This window comes from Acidisoma sp. (assembly GCF_965199065.1).
In the GTDB taxonomy this organism is placed as follows: domain Bacteria; phylum Pseudomonadota; class Alphaproteobacteria; order Acetobacterales; family Acetobacteraceae; genus Acidisoma.
This window is the reverse complement of record NZ_CBDAQN010000002.1, coordinates 1-19,606: the sequence shown is the minus strand read 5'-3', so window position 1 is coordinate 19,606 and position 19,606 is coordinate 1. Positions and strand designations below refer to the sequence as shown.

Annotated in this window: 17 protein-coding genes; 11 read left to right on the top strand and 6 right to left on the bottom strand. The window is 65.2% G+C overall.

Annotated features, from left to right (window positions below; translation table 11 throughout):
* Positions 1-29: 29 nt before the first annotated feature.
* The 11 genes from ACOEQ1_RS07755 to ACOEQ1_RS07705 all read left to right on the top strand — a co-directional run bounded on the left by ACOEQ1_RS07755 (position 30) and on the right by ACOEQ1_RS07705 (position 11,407).
* On the top strand, positions 30-731 hold the full coding sequence (locus ACOEQ1_RS07755; RefSeq protein WP_419758691.1) for a creatininase family protein: 702 nt from the start codon (positions 30-32) through the stop codon (positions 729-731).
* The gene (locus tag ACOEQ1_RS07750; protein ID WP_419758690.1) at positions 728-1,756 is read left to right on the top strand and encodes a ketopantoate reductase family protein; all 1,029 of its coding nucleotides are present in this window, start codon (positions 728-730) and stop codon (positions 1,754-1,756) included. The genes ACOEQ1_RS07755 and ACOEQ1_RS07750 overlap by 4 nt, the downstream gene beginning before the upstream one ends.
* Positions 1,753-2,496, top strand: coding sequence for an SDR family NAD(P)-dependent oxidoreductase (locus ACOEQ1_RS07745; protein ID WP_419758689.1), 744 nt, complete (start codon positions 1,753-1,755; stop codon positions 2,494-2,496). The genes ACOEQ1_RS07750 and ACOEQ1_RS07745 overlap by 4 nt, the downstream gene beginning before the upstream one ends.
* Complete coding sequence (locus ACOEQ1_RS07740) at positions 2,493-3,875, top strand: dipeptidase (RefSeq protein ID WP_419758688.1); 1,383 nt, start codon at positions 2,493-2,495, stop codon at positions 3,873-3,875. Before ACOEQ1_RS07745 ends, ACOEQ1_RS07740 begins: the two co-directional genes overlap by 4 nt.
* Positions 3,876-4,047: 172 nt before the next feature.
* Positions 4,048-5,637, top strand: a complete 1,590-nt coding sequence (locus ACOEQ1_RS07735; RefSeq protein ID WP_419758687.1) for an ABC transporter substrate-binding protein — start codon at positions 4,048-4,050, stop codon at positions 5,635-5,637.
* Positions 5,638-5,649: 12 nt separating this feature from the next.
* Entirely contained in the window at positions 5,650-6,582 is a 933-nt protein-coding gene (locus ACOEQ1_RS07730) for an ABC transporter permease (RefSeq protein ID WP_419758686.1), read from the top strand.
* On the top strand, positions 6,579-7,445 hold the full coding sequence (locus tag ACOEQ1_RS07725) for an ABC transporter permease (RefSeq protein ID WP_419758685.1): 867 nt from the start codon (positions 6,579-6,581) through the stop codon (positions 7,443-7,445). Before ACOEQ1_RS07730 ends, ACOEQ1_RS07725 begins: the two co-directional genes overlap by 4 nt.
* Positions 7,442-8,443 (top strand): ABC transporter ATP-binding protein, encoded by a 1,002-nt coding sequence (locus ACOEQ1_RS07720; RefSeq protein ID WP_419758684.1) that lies wholly within the window; start codon positions 7,442-7,444, stop codon positions 8,441-8,443. Before ACOEQ1_RS07725 ends, ACOEQ1_RS07720 begins: the two co-directional genes overlap by 4 nt.
* Positions 8,431-9,498, top strand: a complete 1,068-nt coding sequence (locus ACOEQ1_RS07715) for an ABC transporter ATP-binding protein (protein ID WP_419758683.1) — start codon at positions 8,431-8,433, stop codon at positions 9,496-9,498. Before ACOEQ1_RS07720 ends, ACOEQ1_RS07715 begins: the two co-directional genes overlap by 13 nt.
* A gap of 63 nt (positions 9,499-9,561) precedes the next feature.
* Positions 9,562-10,620: a tyrosine-type recombinase/integrase gene (locus tag ACOEQ1_RS07710; RefSeq protein WP_419758682.1), complete on the top strand. Its 1,059-nt coding sequence runs from the start codon at positions 9,562-9,564 to the stop codon at positions 10,618-10,620.
* Between the two features lie 10 nt (positions 10,621-10,630).
* On the top strand, positions 10,631-11,407 hold the full coding sequence (locus ACOEQ1_RS07705) for an SDR family oxidoreductase (RefSeq protein ID WP_419758681.1): 777 nt from the start codon (positions 10,631-10,633) through the stop codon (positions 11,405-11,407).
* A gap of 8 nt (positions 11,408-11,415) precedes the next feature.
* Here the strand turns inward: ACOEQ1_RS07705 and ACOEQ1_RS07700 are convergent, their stop codons facing one another.
* The 6 genes from ACOEQ1_RS07700 to asnB all read right to left on the bottom strand — a co-directional run.
* A complete protein-coding gene (locus ACOEQ1_RS07700) occupies positions 11,416-12,312 on the bottom strand; it encodes a fructose bisphosphate aldolase (protein WP_419758680.1) in 897 nt (298 codons plus the stop codon).
* Between the two features lie 69 nt (positions 12,313-12,381).
* Entirely contained in the window at positions 12,382-13,782 is a 1,401-nt protein-coding gene (locus ACOEQ1_RS07695; RefSeq protein ID WP_419758679.1) for an inorganic phosphate transporter, read from the bottom strand.
* Between the two features lie 56 nt (positions 13,783-13,838).
* A complete protein-coding gene (locus ACOEQ1_RS07690) occupies positions 13,839-15,104 on the bottom strand; it encodes a DUF763 domain-containing protein (protein ID WP_419758678.1) in 1,266 nt (421 codons plus the stop codon).
* Positions 15,101-16,189, bottom strand: coding sequence for a DNA polymerase IV (gene dinB, locus ACOEQ1_RS07685; protein WP_419758677.1), 1,089 nt, complete (start codon positions 16,187-16,189; stop codon positions 15,101-15,103). The genes ACOEQ1_RS07690 and dinB overlap by 4 nt, the downstream gene beginning before the upstream one ends.
* A gap of 40 nt (positions 16,190-16,229) precedes the next feature.
* Positions 16,230-17,540, bottom strand: coding sequence for an MFS transporter (locus ACOEQ1_RS07680; protein WP_419758676.1), 1,311 nt, complete (start codon positions 17,538-17,540; stop codon positions 16,230-16,232).
* 358 nt (positions 17,541-17,898) lie between these two features.
* Positions 17,899-19,606 (bottom strand): asparagine synthase (glutamine-hydrolyzing) (asnB, locus tag ACOEQ1_RS07675; RefSeq protein ID WP_419758675.1); only part of this gene is annotated, 1,708 nt, incomplete at its 5' end.

Genomic DNA, 19,606 nt, shown 5'->3' with positions numbered 1-19,606 from the left:
CCCAACGACTTGGCTTAGGAGGAAGTTGCATGCGTGTAACAGAAATGAACTGGATGCAGGTCGAAGCATACCTGCAGCATGACGACCGCTGCGTCTTGCCCCTCGGCAGCACGGAGCAACACGCCTACCTCAGCCTCTCGGTCGACAGCATTCTCAGCGAACACGTGGCCGCGGAGGCGGCGGAGCCCCTCGGCGTGCCGGTGTTTCCGGTGCTCGCCTATGGCCTCACGCCGTACTTTCAGGCATTTCCCGGCACGATCTCGTTGCGGATGGAGACTTATGTCCATCTCGTGCGGGATATCCTGGACGGGCTCTATCGCAGCGGCTTCCGCCGCATCCTGCTGTGCAACGGCCACGGCGGGAACGCGCCCGCCGGCAATCTCGCGACCGAGTGGATGGCCGATCATCCCGATGCGCGCGTGCGCTTCCATAGCTGGTGGAACTCACCGAAGACGTGGGAGGCCGTGCAGCAGACCGACCCCGTCGCCTCCCACGCCTCCTGGATGGAGAACTTCCCCTGGACGCGGCTGGCGAACATTCGCGGCCCCGAGACGCAGAAGCCAATGACGGACACGGACCGGCTGCGCCTGCTCGACCCCGCGGGCGTGCGGCGCCAGTTGGGTGACGGCAATTACGGCGGCCTCTATCAGCGCCCGGACGCCGACATGCTGGCGATCTGGGCTACCGCGGTCGAAGAAACCCGGGCCTTCATCGAGAGCGGTTGGGAGTGAATACGGGTCTAAACGGGCCGATCCTCATCTGGGGCGCGGGCGCCATCGGCGGCACGATCGGCGCCTACCTCGCACGGTCCGGCGAGGATGTGCTGTTCGTCGACAATGCCGCCGACCACGTCGCCGCCATGCAGAGCGCGGGCCTTGCGATCGAAGGGCCGATCGAGCAGTTCGCACTCCCTGTCCGCGCGGTGATGCCGGAGCAGGTGGAAGGCCGCTTCTCCCGCATCTTCCTCTGCGTGAAGGCGCATCATACCGAGGCGGCGGCGCAGGCGTTGCGGCCCCATCTGGCGGACGGCGGCTACGTCGCCTCGTTCCAGAACGGCCTGAACGAGTTCGTCATCGGGGAGGCCATCGGCATCGAGCGCGTCATCGGCGCCTTCATCAACTTCGGCGCGGACTACATGTCGCCCGGCCGCATCCTCTATGGCGGCCGAGGCGCGTGCGTGCTCGGCGAGTTGGACGGCCAGCACACCGAGCGGCTGGAGGCGCTGCACCGCCTGCTGCTGAAGTTCGAGCCCAATGCCATCATGACCGACGACATCCTCGGCTATCTCTGGGGCAAGCTCGGCTACGGCGCGCTGTTGTTCGCCACCGCCGTCACAGATGATTCCATCGCCGATGTGCTGGCCATGGAGGACCACCGCGCGGTGCTGGTGGCGACTGCGCGCGAGGCGATGGCGGTCGCGGCGGCCAAAGGGCTGCGGCCGCGCGGGTTCAATGGCTTCGACCCTCTGGCCTTCGCGCCGGGCGGCGACAGCCACGCGATCGATGCCTCCATGGACGAGATGGTCGCCTTCAACCGCCGCTCGGCGAAGTCCCATAGCGGGATCTGGCGCGACCTCGCGGTGCGTCGGCGCAAGACCGAGGTGGATGCGCAACTTGGGCCGATCGTCGCCGATGGCCGGGCCGCCGGAGTGCAGACACCGGTCACGCAGCGGCTCATCGCGATGATCCATGAAATCGAGGATGGGGCGCGTCCGCTCGACCGGGCGAACCTCGCCGATCTCGGAGCGGCACTGTGACCGCGAGCTTCGAGGGCCAGCGCGCGCTCGTCACCGGCGCCGGACATGGCATCGGGCGCGGTATCGCCCGGGAGTTCGCCCGGCTCGGCGCGACGGTGCTGGGTGTCGACGTCAACGCTGCCGGGCTTGAGGAAACAGCGGCCGGTCAGGATGGTCTCGCGACGGCCACTCTGGATGTGACGGACGCCGTCGCGGTGCAGGCGGTGGTGGCGGATTTCGGTGCGGCCGACATTCTCGTGCATAGCGCGGGCGGCGTCTGCGGGCAGGCGGGCAAGCCGGCCGAGACGGTCACGCTGCCCGAATGGCAGGCGATCCTGGCGGTGAACCTCACCGGCGCGTTCCTCATGGCGCAGGCCGTCATCCCGGCCATGAAGGCGGCCCGGTATGGCCGCATCGTCAATATCTCCAGCGGCGCCGGCATCGGCGTGAGCCTCACCGGCATCCAGGCCTATGCGGCGGCGAAGGCGGGCGAGATCGGCCTGACGCGGCAACTCGCCCATGAACTGGGGCAATTCGGCATCACGGTGAACAGCGTCGCGCCGGGCTTCGTCCGCTCCAACCCGACGACCGAGCGGCAATGGGAAGCTTACGGCGCAGAGGGGCAGCGCCGCCTCGTGGAGGGGATCGCGACCCGGAGGCTGGGCACCGTCGCAGACATCGTCAACGCCGTGCTGTTCTTCGCGAGCGACCGGTCGGGCTGGATCAGCGGACAGACCCTCAGCGTGGACGGCGGCAAATGAGCGGGCAAACGCCGGAGCAATGGGGCGCGGAGCGGCAGGACGAGATCCTCGGCACCTTGCGGGAGTTCGTGGCGATCCCGAGTGTCAGCACCGACCCTGCCTATGCCGCGGATATGCGACGAGGCGCGGAGTTCCTGGCCGCCCACATGCGCGCCTGTGGGCTGGAGAACGTCGCGGTGCGCACGACCGCCGGACACCCCGTGGTGATGGCCGACTGGCTGCACGCGCCGGAACGCCCCACCATTCTCATCTACGGCCACTACGACGTGCAGCCGCCGGAGCCCCTCGCGAAGTGGCGGACGTCGCCCTTCGAACCGACATTGCGCGATGGCCGCCTCTACGGGCGAGGCGCATCGGACGACAAGGGCCCGGTGATCGTGGCGCTCGCCGCCATCGCCGCATTCCTCCAGACCGAGGGACGGTTGCCGATCAACATCAAGCTGCTCATCGAGGGCGAAGAGGAAATCGGCAGCGCCCACCTCGATGATTTCGTGGCCGAGCATGCGATGGCGCTCGCCGCGGACTTCGTGCTCTCGGCGGATGGCGCGACGTGGCGTGCGGACCTTCCAACCATTGCAGTCGCGAGCCGCGGCATCTGCGCGCTGGAGGTGACGGTCACGGGAGCGGAGAAGGACCTGCATTCGGGGCGGCATGGCGGCTCCGTTGCCAACCCTCTGCAGGCGTTGAGCCGGTTGCTCGCAAGCCTGCATGACGAGACGGGAGCGGTCGCGGTCTCGGGCTTCTACGACAGCGTGAGGCTGCCTTCGGCCGATGAGCGGCAGGCGCTGGGCGACATTCCCTTCGACGAGGCAGCATACCTGCGCTCCGTGGGCGCGCCCGAGGGTGCGGGCGAGGCCGGCTGGACGATGCTGGAACGCAACTGGCTGCGCCCGACGTTGGAGCTCAACGGCATCTGGGGCGGCTATAGCGGGCCTGGGTCTAAGACCGTCATCCCGTCCGAGGCCCATGCCAAGATCACCTGCCGCCTGGTGCCGGATCAGACGCCCGAGGCGACCCTTGACTGCATCGAGCAGCATCTGCAACGGAACTGCCCACCCGGCGTGACGCTGTCGGTGACGCGCGAGCCCGGTGGCGCTTTTCCGGTGGCGGTGCCGCCCGATCATCCGGGGCTTCGCCTCGCGATGCAGGTTCTGGAAGAGACCTATGGCCAGAAGACGCTTCTGGTGCGGATGGGGGCGACGGTTCCCATCGGCGGAATTTTCAGGCAGCGGCTTGGCATCGAGACGGTGTTCTTTTCGTTCGCCACGTCGGACGAGGATTATCACGCGCCCAATGAGTTCTTCCGGCTGGAACGCCTGCGCGATGGCGTACAGGCGTGGATCCGATATCTTTCGTTGCTTGGGCAACAGGCCGGGTGACGGGATGTGCCTGTTTTGTGGACGTGTGCATCGCTTGCGAGCACCGTCCGCAAGTTTCCGCAAGGATCTTCATACCAGCCTCGCGCTAATCGTTTGACCCGCTTCCGTCGTCCTCCTACCGTTCGGGCTGAATGCGGGTCGCTCGCCCGCCATGATCAACCGGGGAACTTTCATGAAGTCGTTGCTGTTACGAACCGCCGTGGCGTTGGGCACGCTGTTTGCCGTTCATGCTGCCGCCTATGCCGACCCGGTGATGGGCGGCACGCTCCGCTTCGCACGCAACACGGACAGCGAAATCCTCGATCCCGTGCTCAACAACGCGAACGCCGACATCTGGATTCTGACCAATCTCTACAGCACGCTCATCCTTCCGGCGCCGGACGGCAAAGGGCTGTTGCCCGGCCTCGCCACCAAGTGGAGCACCTCCGCGGACGGCAAGACCTATACGCTGACGCTACGTCCCGGCGCGAAGTTTGCCGATGGCAGCACGGTGACGACGGATGACGTGCTCTGGTCCCTGAACCGCGCCCGCAACCCCAACATCGGCATCTGGAACTTTCTGCTCGTCTCCATCGCGAACGTCGCGGCGCCGGATGACCATACCATCGTCATCACGCTGAAGAACCCCGACCCCTCGATTCCGGCGGCGCTCGCCACCTTCAACTCCGCCATCATGCCGCATAAGCTGTTCGAAGCGGCGAAGGGCGCCAACGACACCGACAAGGCGAACAACTTCGCGCTGCATCCGATCGGCAGCGGACCCTTCGTGCTGAGTTCGTGGGAACGCGGCAGCAAGATGGTGCTCAAAAAGAACCCGTACTATTTCGGCACAGACTCTGCAGGGCGGCATCTGCCCTATCTCGATGAGGTCGATCTCACCATCGTGCCGGATGACGCAACGCGGATCTTGCAGCTGCAGGCGGGGCAGATCGACGCGACTGAGTTCATTCCCTATGAGCGCGTCAAAGAATTGCAGAAAGACCCCAACCTGACGATGGACCTGTTCCCATCGACGCAGGTGACGTATCTGCAGTTGTCGGCCTACCCGAAGCTGAAGGACGGCACGCCTAATCCGCTGTCCAACCTGAAGGTACGGCAGGCCCTCAACTACGCCATCAGCAAGGAAGCGATCATCAAGGTCGTGACCCATGGCCTTGGCACGCCGATGCATTCCTACCTGTCCTCGGCCACGCCGGACTATTACGGTGGCGACGGTCCCGCCTATCGCTTCAACATGGGCAAGGCGCATGAGCTTCTGAAAGAGGCCGGCTACGACAAGGCCATGACGCTGACGGCGCTCGCACAGGCCGGCAAGGCGAATGACACCGCGACGCTGACGCTCATCCAGCAGATGTGGTCGACGCTTGGCGTCACGCTGAAGATCCAGCAGATGGACGAGACGACGCTGGACAATCGCCGCAACAGCAGCGACTTCCAGATACTCTCAGGCTATTGGACGAACGACATCGCCGATCCGAACGAGCTGACGGACTACGCCGCTTATTATCCGAACATCAAGAGCCAGTACAGCGGCTGGAAAAACGACACGGTCGACCAGCTTTTCGTCGAGAGCCAAACACAGACCGATCCCGCCAAGCGCGCCGCCGAATACAAGCAGATCCAGCAGATCTACGTCTCTCAGGCGCCGATCTTCTTCCTGTATGAAACGCCGTTTGCGGCCGCCACGCGGAAGAACGTCATCGGGTTCATGCAAAGCCCGCTCGGGAACGACCATTTCGAATTGGCCTATATCGCGAAGTAAGGGAGTGTCCTGATGCTGGCGAGGCTTCCCGGCCGTCTGTTGCAGATGATCCCGACCTTCATCCTGATCGGGGTCGTCGTCTTCGTGCTGATCCGCCTGCTGCCGGGTAACCCGGCGGCGGCACTCCTCGGCGTGCATGCGACACCGGAAGCGCTCGCCCGCATCGACGCCCAACTCGGCTTCAACCGGCCGGTCTGGGTGCAGTTCCTGCTCTTCCTCGGCCGGCTGGCGCACGGCGATCTCGGCATCTCGGTCAGCGAGCGTATTCCCGTCACCGCAGTGATCGCGCAACGGCTGCCGGTGACGCTCGCCCTCGTCGCCATGGCTGCACTCATGGCGCTCGTGCTGGCGCTCCCGCTCGCCTTCCTTGCGGCGGTGCGTCAGAACCGGCCGACGGATATCGCGTTGCGCGGGGTCTTCCAGGTCGGGCTGTCGACCCCGATCTTCTATATCGGGCTGCTCATGCTGGGCTTTCTCGGGGCGCAGCTGCACTGGTTCCCGGTCGGCGGCATCGGCAGCGGGCTTTGGGGCGTGCTCTATCACCTGTTCCTGCCTGCACTGACCCTGGGCGTCGGCCTCGCCGCCATTCTCATGCGCAGCCTGCGGAGCACCGTGATCGGCGTGCTGCGCGCGGAGTATGTGGAGTTCGCGCGCGCCAAGGGCATCTCGCCGTGGCGGGTGATGACGGGTCACGTGCTGCGCAACTCGCTAATCACCACACTCGCTTTGTTCGGGCTCAACATCGGGACGCTGCTCGGCAATACCGTGATCGTGGAGAACGTCTTCGCCGTGCCGGGCATCGGCGGCCTGCTGGTGGATGCGATCTTCGGCCGCGACTACCCCGTCGTGCAGGGCGTGACGCTGGTGCTCGCGGTCATGGTCTCGATCGTGTTCCTGCTCACCGACATCGCCGAAAGCTGGCTGGACCCCAGGCTTAACACATGAGCGGCGCCGCCCCCACCCTTTCCGATCTGCCGGAGGAAACGATCCCCCGCCGGCGGCGCTTCAAAATCTCGGTGCCGCTGACGCTCGGGATCGTCATCACGCTGTTCTTCCTGACTTGCGCGGTGGCGCCGCGTCTCGTCGCGCCGTATGACCCGTTGTCGTTCGACTACGACAACCTCCAGGTCGGGCCGAGTTGGACCCACCTGTTGGGCACCGACAACTTCGGCCGGGATGTCCTGTCCCGCATCATCTGGGCGGCGCAGGTCGACATCCAGATCGCGCTGTTCTGCACTATCCCGTCGCTCATCATCGGCACCATCGCGGGCTCCATCGTCGGCTATTACGGCGGCATCATCGACGCGGTCTTCGGGCGCGTCGTCGACCTCGTCATCACCTTTCCCTTCATGGTGCTGGTGATCGCCATCGTCGCCGTGCTCGGCCCGGGCCTCAACAACGTCTATATCGCCGTCACCGCCGTCAGCTGGGTGTTCTACGCGCGCCTCGTGCGGTCCGAGGTGATGGTGCTGCGGCAAGCGGATTTCGCAGCCGCCGGACGCGTCATGGGCTACAGCGACCTCCGCATCATCTTCCGCCACCTGCTGCCCAACGCGATGATCGCCGTCGTCGTCTACTGGATGACGGACATGGCGCTCGACATCCTGCTCGGATCGAGCCTCGGCTACCTCGGCCTCGGCGCGCAACCGCCGACCGCCGAATGGGGCGTGCTCGTCTCCGACGGCAAGAACTTCATGGACACGGCATGGTGGATGTCGGTGTTCCCCGGCATCGCCATCGTGCTCTGCGGCACCGGGCTCAGCCTGCTCGGCGATGGGGTCGCCGATCTCCTGGCGGTAAAGCGATGATCGATCCTCAAAGGGGCGCGCTGCTCTCCATCCGTGGGTTGCGGACGACGCTTGCCACCGACCGTGGGCGCGTCACGGTCGTCGACGGAGTCGATCTCGACGTGCAGCCGGGCGAGATCCTCGGGCTTGTGGGCGAGTCCGGCTCCGGCAAGAGCATGACGCTGCGCTCGATCCTCAGGCTCATCCGACCGCCCGGACAGGTCACCGGCCAGATCCTGTGGCGTGGCCGCGATCTGGTGCCGCTAGGCGAACCGGCGATGCGCGCCATCCGGGGGCGGGAGATCGGCATGATCTTCCAGGAGCCGATGACGGCGCTCAATCCGGTGCTGAGCGTGGGCGCGCAGATCCTCGAGAACCTCAAGGCGCACACCGAGCTCGGGCGAGCGGCGCGGCGGGCGCGGGCGGTCGAACTGCTCGACCTTGTCGGCATCCCGGCCCCCGCGCAACGCGTCGGCGACTTTCCGCACCAGTTCTCCGGCGGGATGCGGCAGCGCGCGATGATCGCGATTGCCCTCGCCTCGAACCCGACCCTGCTGCTGGCCGACGAGCCGACGACGGCGCTCGACGTCACCATCCAGGACCAGATCCTCAAACTGCTGCAACACCTGCGGGAGACACTGGGGATGGCCGTGATCCTCGTCACCCATGACCTCGGCGTGGTCGCCCAAAGCTGCGACCGCGTCGCCGTGCTCTATGCGGGCCGAGTGGCGGAGTATGGTGCCGTCGGCGCGGTCTTCGCGAACCCGCGTCACGCATACACTCTAGGCCTGCTGCGCTCGGTGCCGGATGCCCGGCATGTGCGCCAGCCGTTGCGGCCCATCGCCGGCGCGCCGCCGCCGCCGGACACTGTGGGCGAGGCCTGCGCCTTCATCCCACGCTGCGTATTCTCAACGGCTGCCTGCGCCGCCGGGCGTCCCCCGCTCGTGCCGATGGGCGAGGGCCGGCTTTCGGCCTGCATCCACTGGGACCAGCTGGAGCCCGTCGAATGGGCAGCATGACCGTGGATACGCCCGTGATGGCATTGGCTGAGCCGCCTCCCACGAGGTCGGCGCCAGGCGAGCCCCTGCTGACCGTGCAGGCGCTCACCAAGACCTTCGCCCTCAGCCGCAGCCTGCCTGAAATTCTGCGGCGCGAGCCGCCCCGTCGCGTCCATGCGCTTACCGAAATCGATCTTTCGGTACGGCGTGGGGAGACGCTCGGCATCGTCGGCGAGAGCGGCTGCGGCAAGTCCACCCTCGCCCGCTGCCTGGTGCGGCTGCACCGGATGGATAGCGGCCGCATCACCTATGACGGGATGGATGTCGGATCGCTCCGAGGCACGGCCCTTCGACAGTTCAACCGCCGGGTGCAGATGGTCTTCCAGGACCCCTACGGCTCGCTCAACCCGAGGATGACGGTCCGGGCGACGCTCGCCGAGGCGCTCTCGGTGCATCGGATCTGCCCGCGCCGCGAGATGCCAGCGCAGATCGCCGCGCTGATGGACCTTGTGCACCTGCCCCGCAGCGCCGCCGGACGCCGGCCGCACGAGTTCAGCGGCGGGCAGCGCCAGCGCATCGGCATCGCCCGCGCCCTCGCGCTGGAGCCCGATTGCCTGATCGCCGACGAATTGGTGTCCGCGCTCGACGTCTCCGTGCAGGCGCAGATGGTGAACCTGCTGCTGGAGCTGCAGGAGCGGCTGCACCTCACGGTGCTGTTCATCGCCCATGACTTGCGGCTGGTGCGGCACCTCTCGCACCGGGTCGCGGTGATGTATCTCGGCCGTGTCGTTGAATTGGCCGAGACCGAGGCGTTGTTCGCGCACCCCCGGCACCCCTATACGCGCGCCCTGCTGGAGGCGGCGCCGGAGCTCGACCCGACGCGCCGGGGCCGCGCGGAGGCCGCCGTGAAGGGCGAGTTGCCGAGCCCGGTCAACCCGCCATCGGGCTGCGCCTTCCATCCCCGCTGCCCGGCGGCGATCGCGCTATGCCGGACGGAGCGGCCGAAGCTCGCGCCGCTGCGGGACGGGCGGCTTGCCGCCTGCCATGTCGCGGCGGCGGAGGACGGCCTGGGTTAAACGCGCTTATTGCGGGGCCACGATCACGATCCTATGCCTTGGCCGCGAGAAGGAGCGCCGAGGATGACCGAGTCGCCCAAGTTCGAGACGTCGAAGGCAGTTGCCGTCATCGCCCGGCTGGCCCGCATCGATCCGTCGTCAGATACCCTCCGCCACCTGTCGGAGGGCCTCCTGGGTGTGGCAGTGGAAGCCGCCGCAGGCTATGCGCGCGATGCAATCTCGCCGGCGACGCAAGTCAACTACCGGCGTGATTGGATCGCCTTCGCAGCCTGGTGCGAGGAACGGCAGGTCGATGCTGGGGACCTTCCGGTGGACCCTGTCGTGGTCGCCGGCTACCTCGCGAGCCTCGCCAAGACCCACGGCACGAGCGCGCTGCGCGGGCGGGTGGCCGCCATCGGCTACCATCACCGGCGGCGCGGCTTTGCCTTCGCGACGACCCACCCCGTCATCCGCGAGACCCTCAGCGGCATCGGACGCGCGCACGGCAAACCGGTCCGCCCCGCCGCGGCTCTAACCTCGGTGGAGGTCAAGCGGCTCATCGAAACCTGCACCGAGGACCTTCGAGGAATGCGGGACCGGGCGCTGCTTCTGGTCGGCTTCGCCGGCGCGTTCCGGCGTTCGGAACTCGTGGGGATCGACTTCCACCATCTGCGGTTCGAGACGGATGCCGTGGTCATCCACCTGCCGCGCAGCAAGGCGGACCAGGAGGGCAAGGGCGTCGACGTCACGCTGCCGCGCATGCGGGTAGCCACCACGGGTGCCGCGAGCGAAACCTGCCCGGTGCGGGCATTGGAAGCTTGGCTGCGCAAGGCGAAAATCCGGCGCGGGCCGGTGTTCCGGGCGATCACCGCTCACGGCCATCTGGAGGCCAGCCTGACGCCACGGGGTGTCCACACGATCCTGCGGCACCGCGCCACGCTCGCGAAACTCACCGTCCATGCAAGCGAACGCCTGTCGCCACATGGTTTGCGAGCCGGGCTGATTACTGAAGCCTACTTGGCCGGGGCGCCGGACGAACAGGTCGCGGCCCATACGCGGCATGGCGATCTTGGCACCATGCGCGGCTATCGCCGCCGTGCGCGCATCACGAGCGATAATCCGGCGCGCCTGGTGGATTTGTGAGGAGAAAACGATGGATCTTGGTCTGACAGGCAAAATCGTATTGGTGACGGGTGGATCGAAGGGCATCGGCCTCGCCTGCGCCGCAGGCTTCATCGCGGAAGGCGCGAGGGTCGCCATCGCCTCGCGGTCGCCCGACAACATCGACCGCGCACGCCAGGAACTCGGCGACGTGTTGGGCTTTGCCGCCGACCTCGCCGACCCCGCGCAAGCGGCGAGGCTCGTGAAGACGGTCGAACGCGATCTCGGCCCGATTGATGTGCTGGTGAACTCCGCGGGCGCCGCGAAACGCACGCCGCCGGACGATCTGACGCCAGAGGCCTGGCACGCGGCGATGCAGGCCAAATACTTCACCTACATCAACGTCATCGACCCGGTGGTGAAACTCATGGCGCAGCGCGGCACAGGCGTGATCGTCAATGTCATCGGCAATGGCGGTAAAATCGCCTCGCCCGTGCATCTGGCCGGAGGTTCGGCGAACGCGGCGCTGATGCTGGCGACGGCCGGTCTCGCCACGGCCTATGCACCCCGCGGGGTGCGGGTGGTCGGCGTCAATCCGGGCCTGACCGATACCGACCGTGTGGCGGAGGGGCTCGGAGCCGACGCTCGCCTCTCAGGGATTTCGGCCGAGGAAGCGCGAGCCCGGGCGGTTGCCCGCATACCGCTCGGGCGGATGGCCGAGGCCCGCGAAATAGCAGACGCCATTGTCTTCCTGGCGTCCGCTCGAGCAAGCTATGTGACCGGGGTCAACATATCGATGGACGGCGCCACGGTAGCGTCGGTGGTCTGAGAAGCCGCTCAGACCTTGACCGTCGACGCGGTGTAGATCTCGTCGATGGCCTCCTTCAACGCCGCATTGAACTCCTCGTCGGACATCGAGACCTTCAGTTCCTCGAGCAAAGCGCGCGAGAAGCTTGCGATCATGCCGTGGTTGCGGGCGAGGCGCTGGCAGGCGTCATGCCGCGGATAGCCGCCCGAGAGCGCAACAACCCGGAGAACCCGGTCATGGGCGATAAGGTCCTTGTAGAGGTCGGGGACGTCGGGGATCGTCAGCTTCAGCATGACCGGCTGGTCGGCAGGCAAATTGTCGAGACCGCGCGCCAGTGCATCCCGCAGCAGAGCCTCGGCCTTCGGCTTGTCGGGGCTCTTGATCGAGACCTCGGGCTCGAGAATGGGGATCAGCCCATGCCTCGAAATCTGCGCGCCGATCTCGAACTGCTGGCGGGCGATGGCGGCAATGCCGCTTTCGGACGGGAGGTTGATCGTCGACCGCATCTTGGTGCCGAAGACACCGAGCTTGACCGCCCGCTCGAGAAGCGTGTCGAGGCCGGGGATCGGCTTCATCAGGCTGACACCATCGGCCTCCGCCTCAAGCCCCTTGTCGACCTTGAGAAACGGGACGCAGCCCTTGTCTTCCCAGAGGAAGGAGGGAACCGGCTTGCCGTGGGCCTCGCCGTCCATCGTGCGCTCAAAGAGGATCGCGCCGATCACCTTGTCGCCCGTAAAGGCGGGGGCCGTCATGACACGCACCCGCATCTCGTGCATGAGCGCGTACATCTCCGCCTCGCCGCTGTAGGCGCTCTCGGGAATGCCATAGAGGCGTAGTGCACCGGGGGTCGATCCGCCGCTCTGGTCGAGCGCGGCAAGAAAGCCGCCCGCTTCCGTGATGTGCGCCTTCATGCTCTGTTGGGCCATGACATCTTCCTCAGCAGGTAAAGTGATACGGCAATATAGGTCAGCCGGGCGGCGGGGCCAATTGCGCGGCTAAAGGTTGGGATTGGCGAGGACGTAAAACAGCGCGCCCGCGATCAGCATCGTGGCCGGCAAGGTGAAAATCCAGGCCGCGACGATACGCACGACCATTCCGCGCTGCACGCCCTGACCTCCCGCGATCATGGTGCCGGCAATGCCGGCGGTGATGACGTGGGTGGTGCTGACTGGCAGCCCCGTGGCACCTGCCAGACCGATCAGGACTGAACCCACCAGCTCGGCGCTGGCACCCTGGCCCGGCGTCATGTGCGATTTCCCGAGCCGCTCGCCCAGCGTGCGGACCACGCGCTTGTAGCCGACCATGGTGCCGACGCCGAGACAGAGAGCGCTCAGCACGCGCACCCAGATCGGGGCGAACTGCACCGGCGGCCCCATCTTTTTGCGCAACGCCGTGGCCTTGGCCTTGTCGGCTTTGCTGGCAGCGGGATTTTCCCCGACATGCCGCAACTGCGAGATCACGGCATAGACGTTGCCCCGGCTCTCCGTGCGCTGCTTCACCGCATCGGGCGCTTGCTGCAGCGTCCATGTCGCCTCGGAGGGCTTGAAGCTCTCGAGCGCCGTCGCGGCCGCCACGCCATCCTGCTTCTTGTCGTCGCCGTATTGCTGGATCAAGGGGATAGCCGCGCGGGCCTCGGCAGGGAGTTGCTGCAGCGCCTGCCCGGAATGGGGGTTCAGCGCGAAGGTCGCGGGCAGAAGCCCGATGATCGTGAGCATGATGAGGCCGATGCTCTTCTGGCCGTCATTGGTGCCATGGGAGAAGCTTACCCCGGTGCATGTCAGCACGAGGAGCCCCCGAAGCCACCATACAGGCGGCTTGTCCTTCTCCGGCGGCTCGAACAGATGGCCACGGCGGACGACGAGCCTCAGTATCCCATAGAGGCCCCCGGCCAGAACTAGTCCGAGCACAGGCGACAGCGCCAGGCCCTCCAGCACGGTCACGATCTGATGCCAGTCGACCCCCAGAGCCAGCGAGCGATGCCGCAAGATCGCATCGCCGCAGGCCACCCCGATCAGCGCGCCGATAATGCAGTGGGACGAGGAGTTCGGAATGCCGAAGCCCCAGGTCAGCACGTTCCAGAACAGGGCGGAGACGAACAGCGAGATGAGCATGGGCAAGGCGGGCGCGCCGTCCGGCGGGGTCAACACGTCCGGGGGGAGGATCTCGACGAGGGCGTAGGCGACGGCAATGCCGCCGACCAGTACGCCGATGAAGTTCATGATGCCCGACCAGATGACGGCGGGCACCGGCTTCAGCGTGTTGGTGTAGATGACCGTCGCCACGGCGTTCGCCGTGTCGTGGAAGCCGTTTGTCGCCTCGAAGGCGAGCACAAGAACGAAGCAGCCGACGAGGAGCGCGATCACGGCAAAGGACGAAGGCAAAATATGAGCGAGCATCGTTCCAGAGGAGGTTGTTTAGGCACACATGGCCTGCCTCCTCGCGACGCCGGATGTCAGTTTTGCGACATTCGATTCCCGGCGTCGCCGGGCGGAGGTTCGGGCCCGAAGACGCTGTGCCCCCCATACTCGTGCGAGCGCGAACGCTCTTCGGCGAAAACGGCCTCGACCGAAGGCCCTGAGACGAGCCGTTCCAGCCGGCGACTTTGCTGATCGAGGCGCTTGATCGCGGCCAGCTCATCGGAATGGCCGAGACCGGCCTTCCGCACCGCAGCCTTGATGACGGTTATGGTGCGATCGTACACCTTCAGCGGGACCGGAAACGGGTGGCGGTCCTTGCCGCCATGAGCGACCGCGAAACGCGCCGGATCGCTGAACCGGTAGGGCGTGCCGTGGACGACCTCGGCGACCTGAGCCAGCGCGCGAACCGTCCTCGCACCGATGCCGGGAACCAGAAGCAGCTCCGAGAAGTCCTTCGGCCCGGCCTCTGCCGCAGCCTTCAGGTTTCCATGCAGGCGATGGGCGACGATGTCCTCGGGTCTCACGTCATGATGGCCGGGCATGATGAGGTGCGGCAAAGCCAGTTGGGACGCAGGAGGCTTGGCCGCGGGCGGTTCGAGCCTGCCAAGCTCCCGCCCGATGCCATCGGGACCGAGATCCGCCAGAAGATCGAGTTGCCGTCGTCGCGAACGCTCAGCGCGTCGATCTGTGAGGTTGACGATCATCCCCTGATCGACGCCGTCGATGGCCGCATGCGGTGCGTCGACAAAACTCTGCAGGCCCTCGGAGAGCCAATGGTAACGACGCGCCTGCCCGCGTTCGCCGTTCATTCCCTGCTGAACCACGACCCAATGGCCGTCATCCGTCACGATGAAGCCGTGGAGGTAGAGGTCGAAGCCGTCCTGCAAGGCCGCACTATCGACCTTCGCCACCAACCGGCTTGCCGTTGCGAGCGCAGCGCCGTCGATGCCGACCCGCTCGCCGATGGCGACAAGCTCGTCAGGCGTCCGCCGCGACTGCTTGCCTCGTCCACCGCAGACGTGGATGCCGATTTCTGGCGATAGCGGCGTCAACCCGCGCTTGAGCGCGCCGATGACGCTCGTCGTGATGCCGGAGGAGTGCCAGTCCATCCCCATCACGGCACCGAATGACTGGAACCAGAAGGGATGGGCGAGCCGGCGCAGCACCTCGTCGCGGCCATACTCGATGAGGATCGCCTGGATGATGACAGCGCCAAGGCGCGTCATACGCTCTCCAAGCCACGCCGGAACGCGACCTCCATGAAGCGGCAGGTCGGCGCTTCCTGCGCGTCGTCCTGTCAAAGCAGGGCCGCCATCTGCGTCGCTCGAAAGAGCGGCAGAGCCGGACGGGCCTCGGGCTGACCGAAGTTCGAAACGGTGACGCCCACGAGCCGCACACCTCGGGGCGTCGGCAGCAGCCCACGCACCAGCTCGATGCTCGCTACTTGGAGAGCTTGATGACGCATGATCGGCGCCGGAAAGCTGCGGCTTCGCGTGACCTGCCGGAAGTCGGCAAACTTCACCTTGACCGTTACGGTCCGGCCAAAGGCCTGCGCCTTCTCGCACCAGTTCCAGACATCCTCGGCCATCGCCAGAACGCCGGCCTCAATGTCGGCGGCAGCGGTGAGGTCGCGGTCGAACGTCGTCTCGGAGCCGGAGGATTTCCGCGGACGGTCCGGGACGACCGGGCGATGGTCCTCGCCATTCGCGATGCCTGCATACCAGCCCGCGACCTTGCCGAAATGCTGCTGGAGGAAGCTCAGCGGTTGCGCCCGCAGATCCGCGCCCGTGAGGATGCCGAGCCGCTGCATGCGGGCGGCTGTCGCGGGCCCGACGCCGTGAAACTTCGATACCGGCAGCGATGCGATGAAGTCGACGCCGGAGCCGGGCGGAATGACGAACTGGCCGTTCGGCTTGCGCTGCCCGGACGCGAGCTTGGCCAGGAACTTGTTGTAGGAGACGCCCGCCGAGGCAGTCAGGCCAGTCTCGCGCAGGATCGAGGTGCGGATCTCCTTGGCGGTCGCGGACGCCGTCGGTAAATTGCGCCGGTTCTCCGTCACGTCGAGGTAGGCCTCGTCGAGCGACAGCGGCTCGATCAGCGCCGTGTAGTCGGCAAAAATGGCATGGATCTGGCGCGAGGCGGCCCGATAGACATCGAAGCGCGGCGGCACGAACACGAGGTCCGGGCACTGCCGCTTGGCGGTAACAGAGGGCATGGCCGAATGAACGCCGAAGCGCCGCGCCTCGTAGCTTGCCGCCGCAACGACGCCACGCTGCGCGCCATGACCGACGGCGACCGGACGCCCGCGAAGCTCCGGGTTATCCCGCTGCTCCACCGAGGCGTAGAAGGCGTCCATGTCAACGTGGATGATCTTGCGCATCGACATGGGCAAGCCATAGCATCGCCAGAACAGAAAGAGAACCGGGTCAGCCCGGCAGCCTCCGAGGGGACGAACCGGCGACATCCGCCTCGGTGATCGGCCGGTCTGGCAGGACCAACAGATAGACCAAGGCCGAGGCCAAACCGATCGCTGCGCCCAGAAGCAGCGCCGGGGTGAAGCTTTTCGTCGCCTGGACTATAAAGCCGGTTATCAAGGGCGCGAGAGCCCCACCGAGGTAGCCGCCGAAGTTCATGATGCTGCCCAGCGATCCGGTGTTGTTCTCCGGCGCGGCGACGCTCACCAGGGCCCACCCCATGGCGCTCGACGAGCCCGCGAACAGCATGACCACCGAGATGCAAGCCACCGCGAGGCCCGCACTCGGCGTGACGGCCGCGAGGTAGGTGAACAGCGCCATGCCGACGAGCGCCAGCATAGCCGGATAGCGCCGGCTGTTGATGGGCGAGAGCCCTCGCGCCATCAGCCGGTCCGCGACGTATCCGCAACCGATGCTGCCGATGACGCCGAACGCGTAGGGCACCGCCGCCACCCAGCCGGTGCGTTGCAGGCTCATGTGGCGTTGCATCTCCAGGTAGCCGGGCAGCCAGGCCTGGAACAGCCAGAGCAAATAGACGATGCCGAAAAACCCCAGCATCAGGCCCCATGTGACGCGGAAGGAGAACAACCGCCGCCACTCGGCGAAGGTGATCGGCGTCGCCACCCGTCTCTCCTTCCCGTCGCCGAGATAGGCCTCCTCGGTGTCCGTGACGCCCACTTCATAGGGCTCGCGATAGACAACGCCCCAGATCACCGCGAGCAGTATCCCGGCAACACCCATGATGATGAACATCCAACGCCAGCTGAAGGTGAGCATCAACGCGGTCAGCAACGGTGGCGCGATCATCGGCCCGAGCGTCGAGGTGCAGTTGAAAATGCCCGTCGGCAGGCCGCGGGCGCGTAAGCTCCACCAATCCTTCACCACGCGGGCGTTGGAGGAGAACATCGGCCCCTCGCCTGCGCCGAGGCAAATGCGCGCCAGCACAAATTGCGAGAAGCTGCCGACGAGGCCGCCCGCGACCTGCGCCACCGACCAGATCAGCAAGCCCGCCGAGAGCAGCTTGCGCGGCCCGTAGCGGTCGATCAGGACGCCGCCGGGCAACTGAGCGAAGGCATAGGCCCAGAGAAACGCCGAAAGCAGGAGCCCCATCTCCGCAAGCGACAGATGCAGATCGCGGCGGATCAGCCCGTTGCCGACCGCGAGCGTCGCGCGATCCACATAGTTGAGTGTGCCCGCGAAGGTGACGAGGATCAGCGCAGTCCGCTGGATGCGGGCGATGCGCGGCGGAGGCATGTTTTGCATTCTGGGCTGATCAGGTCGGGCTGGCGCTTCTGGCGACCGAACCGGCCCCGGGAGCATTGGCCTTGTGAAGCATGAAGATCGTTGCATCGCTCCACATCAGATGCCCCTCGATAAGCTCGGGCAACGTGAGCGCCTTCCGCTGGTTCAACGACATCGGTATGGAGCGGGCCGCGGTCTTAGCAGGCGGTATCCTGCGACGTGAAAGTAAAGTCATAGTCCGTCCTCACCTGTGGTGAGGCAGTGTGCGGCGCCCGCACTCTCAGCTAAATGGCCCGAAGCTTCACAATTGCATGAAAATCGGCGGTTGTCGGGTCAAAGCGGCGAAAACCTGCAAGGCTTATCAACACCGGCAGAGGGACTAAGCGGTGATGCCCGACTCCCAGGATATGCCCATGGCCTCCTGCCAAAGACACAAATTGAGCAATGGCCAGATGAATACGCCGAAAGCCGGTTCTTCCAGCTTGGTCAAGAGAAACTCGACAGATTGAGTCTGAAGCCATGCCCTAGCCCAAGGGCTCTCTCGCAGAAGGCTCTCGACGCGGTCGCGCAAGGGACCGGCAAACCACTGTCGGAATGGGACCGCAAAACTCATTTTACGCCGCGCTAAGATATTTGCGGGGACGGCATCTGCAAAAGCCGCACGCAATAGCAGTTTTCCGATTCCAGGGTCGCCGCCATCTTCCGAGAAGACTACCTTGTATTGATCTGGAAGCGAAAAAAGCAAATCAACCAAACGCGGGTCGGTGAAAGGTACGCGGCCTTCCACGGAGGCCGCCATCGTGCTCGAGTCCAGACGGAAGAGCAAGCTCTGCAGGTTCTTTTCCAGGAGCAAATGCGAGTATGCACCGAAAGCGGTCAGACCCTTCATTGCGTCGAAGCACTCATTATAGTGCGTAAGTAGAGCCTCGTCTCCCTTCAGAACTTCCTTCCATTCAGGTCGAAGAAGACCGAATTTCACCTGCGAGCTCATTATACTGAACACCCGCAGGTAATGATCCGACAGCGATGTAAAGTGGCCGACTCCGTATTTTGCCGTTAACGCGGCAGAGTCCGCTTCCCTGGCGCTGAAGGACATCCGACCTCGCTGCTGCGAGCGCTCGAAATCGGTGACCGATGCAAGTACTTGAGTGTAGCCGCCGAATATTTCATCGGCACCTTCGCCACTCAATGCTACAGTACAGTCTTCCCGGAGACCCGACGCCAATCTGAAGATCCCAATTTCGTTAGGCGTGCTTAACGGTTGACCTTTTTCCGCAATAAGAAATTTCCAGTCGTCGTAGAAGTCCGAACCCTTCAGGATGATCTCTTTGCATCTCATGCCGTACATGGCAGTAGCCTCGCGGACGTACGACCACTCATTGTAAGTCTCGCCAGCAAACGTGTCGTCTTCATAGCCTGCGCTATATGTCCCAAACCCACGTCCACACAGTTTAGTGGCTCCGGACGCGATGATTGTCGAGTCAATCCCTCCGCTGAGAAACCCGCCGACCGGCACGTCGCTAACGAGCTGCTGCCGAAGCGCATCACTCACGAGTTGACGCGTCTGCTCAGCCGCAGTTTCAAAACTTATTCCGTCCGTCACCTGATTGGGAGGACGCCAATAACGCACCGGGCTTGGCGGAGTATCCGCGAACCCTCGCTTCACCTCAATCCATGTCCCCGGCTCAAGAGAACATACGCCCTTTACCAAAGTGCGAGCGCCCATCACGACATGGGTCGTCGAAAGGTAATGAGAGACGCCTACGGGGTCTGCTACCGCAGGGATTTCTTCAAACGCTAACAAGGCCGCCATGGACGATGCAAAATAGAATTCATGCTCGCCCGCATAATAAAAGAGCGGCTTTATCCCCAGAGGGTCTCGTGCGAGAAAGACGGTGTCTCGAAAGGGATCGAAGATGGCAATTGCAAACATGCCATTGAACCGCTCGAGGCAGTTTGGTCCCCAAGCGACCCAGGCTTTTAAAACCACTTCCGTATCCGACCTGGTCGCAAAAACGTGGCCCGCTGCGCGCAACTCTTCTCTCAGCTCGGCGTGATTATAAAGCTCGCCGTTGTAGGTGATCACA

Coding starts and splice junctions, on each gene's coding strand:
- ACOEQ1_RS07755 (WP_419758691.1), top strand. CDS start 30: ATGCGTGTAACAGAAATGAACTGGATGCAGGTCGAAGCATACCTGCAG.
- ACOEQ1_RS07740 (WP_419758688.1), top strand. CDS start 2,493: ATGAGCGGGCAAACGCCGGAGCAATGGGGCGCGGAGCGGCAGGACGAG.
- ACOEQ1_RS07735 (WP_419758687.1), top strand. CDS start 4,048: ATGAAGTCGTTGCTGTTACGAACCGCCGTGGCGTTGGGCACGCTGTTT.
- ACOEQ1_RS07730 (WP_419758686.1), top strand. CDS start 5,650: ATGCTGGCGAGGCTTCCCGGCCGTCTGTTGCAGATGATCCCGACCTTC.
- ACOEQ1_RS07725 (WP_419758685.1), top strand. CDS start 6,579: ATGAGCGGCGCCGCCCCCACCCTTTCCGATCTGCCGGAGGAAACGATC.
- ACOEQ1_RS07720 (WP_419758684.1), top strand. CDS start 7,442: ATGATCGATCCTCAAAGGGGCGCGCTGCTCTCCATCCGTGGGTTGCGG.
- ACOEQ1_RS07715 (WP_419758683.1), top strand. CDS start 8,431: ATGGGCAGCATGACCGTGGATACGCCCGTGATGGCATTGGCTGAGCCG.
- ACOEQ1_RS07710 (WP_419758682.1), top strand. CDS start 9,562: ATGACCGAGTCGCCCAAGTTCGAGACGTCGAAGGCAGTTGCCGTCATC.
- ACOEQ1_RS07705 (WP_419758681.1), top strand. CDS start 10,631: ATGGATCTTGGTCTGACAGGCAAAATCGTATTGGTGACGGGTGGATCG.
- ACOEQ1_RS07700 (WP_419758680.1), bottom strand. CDS start 12,312: ATGGCCCAACAGAGCATGAAGGCGCACATCACGGAAGCGGGCGGCTTT.
- ACOEQ1_RS07695 (WP_419758679.1), bottom strand. CDS start 13,782: ATGCTCGCTCATATTTTGCCTTCGTCCTTTGCCGTGATCGCGCTCCTC.
- dinB (WP_419758677.1), bottom strand. CDS start 16,189: ATGTCGATGCGCAAGATCATCCACGTTGACATGGACGCCTTCTACGCC.
- ACOEQ1_RS07680 (WP_419758676.1), bottom strand. CDS start 17,540: ATGCAAAACATGCCTCCGCCGCGCATCGCCCGCATCCAGCGGACTGCG.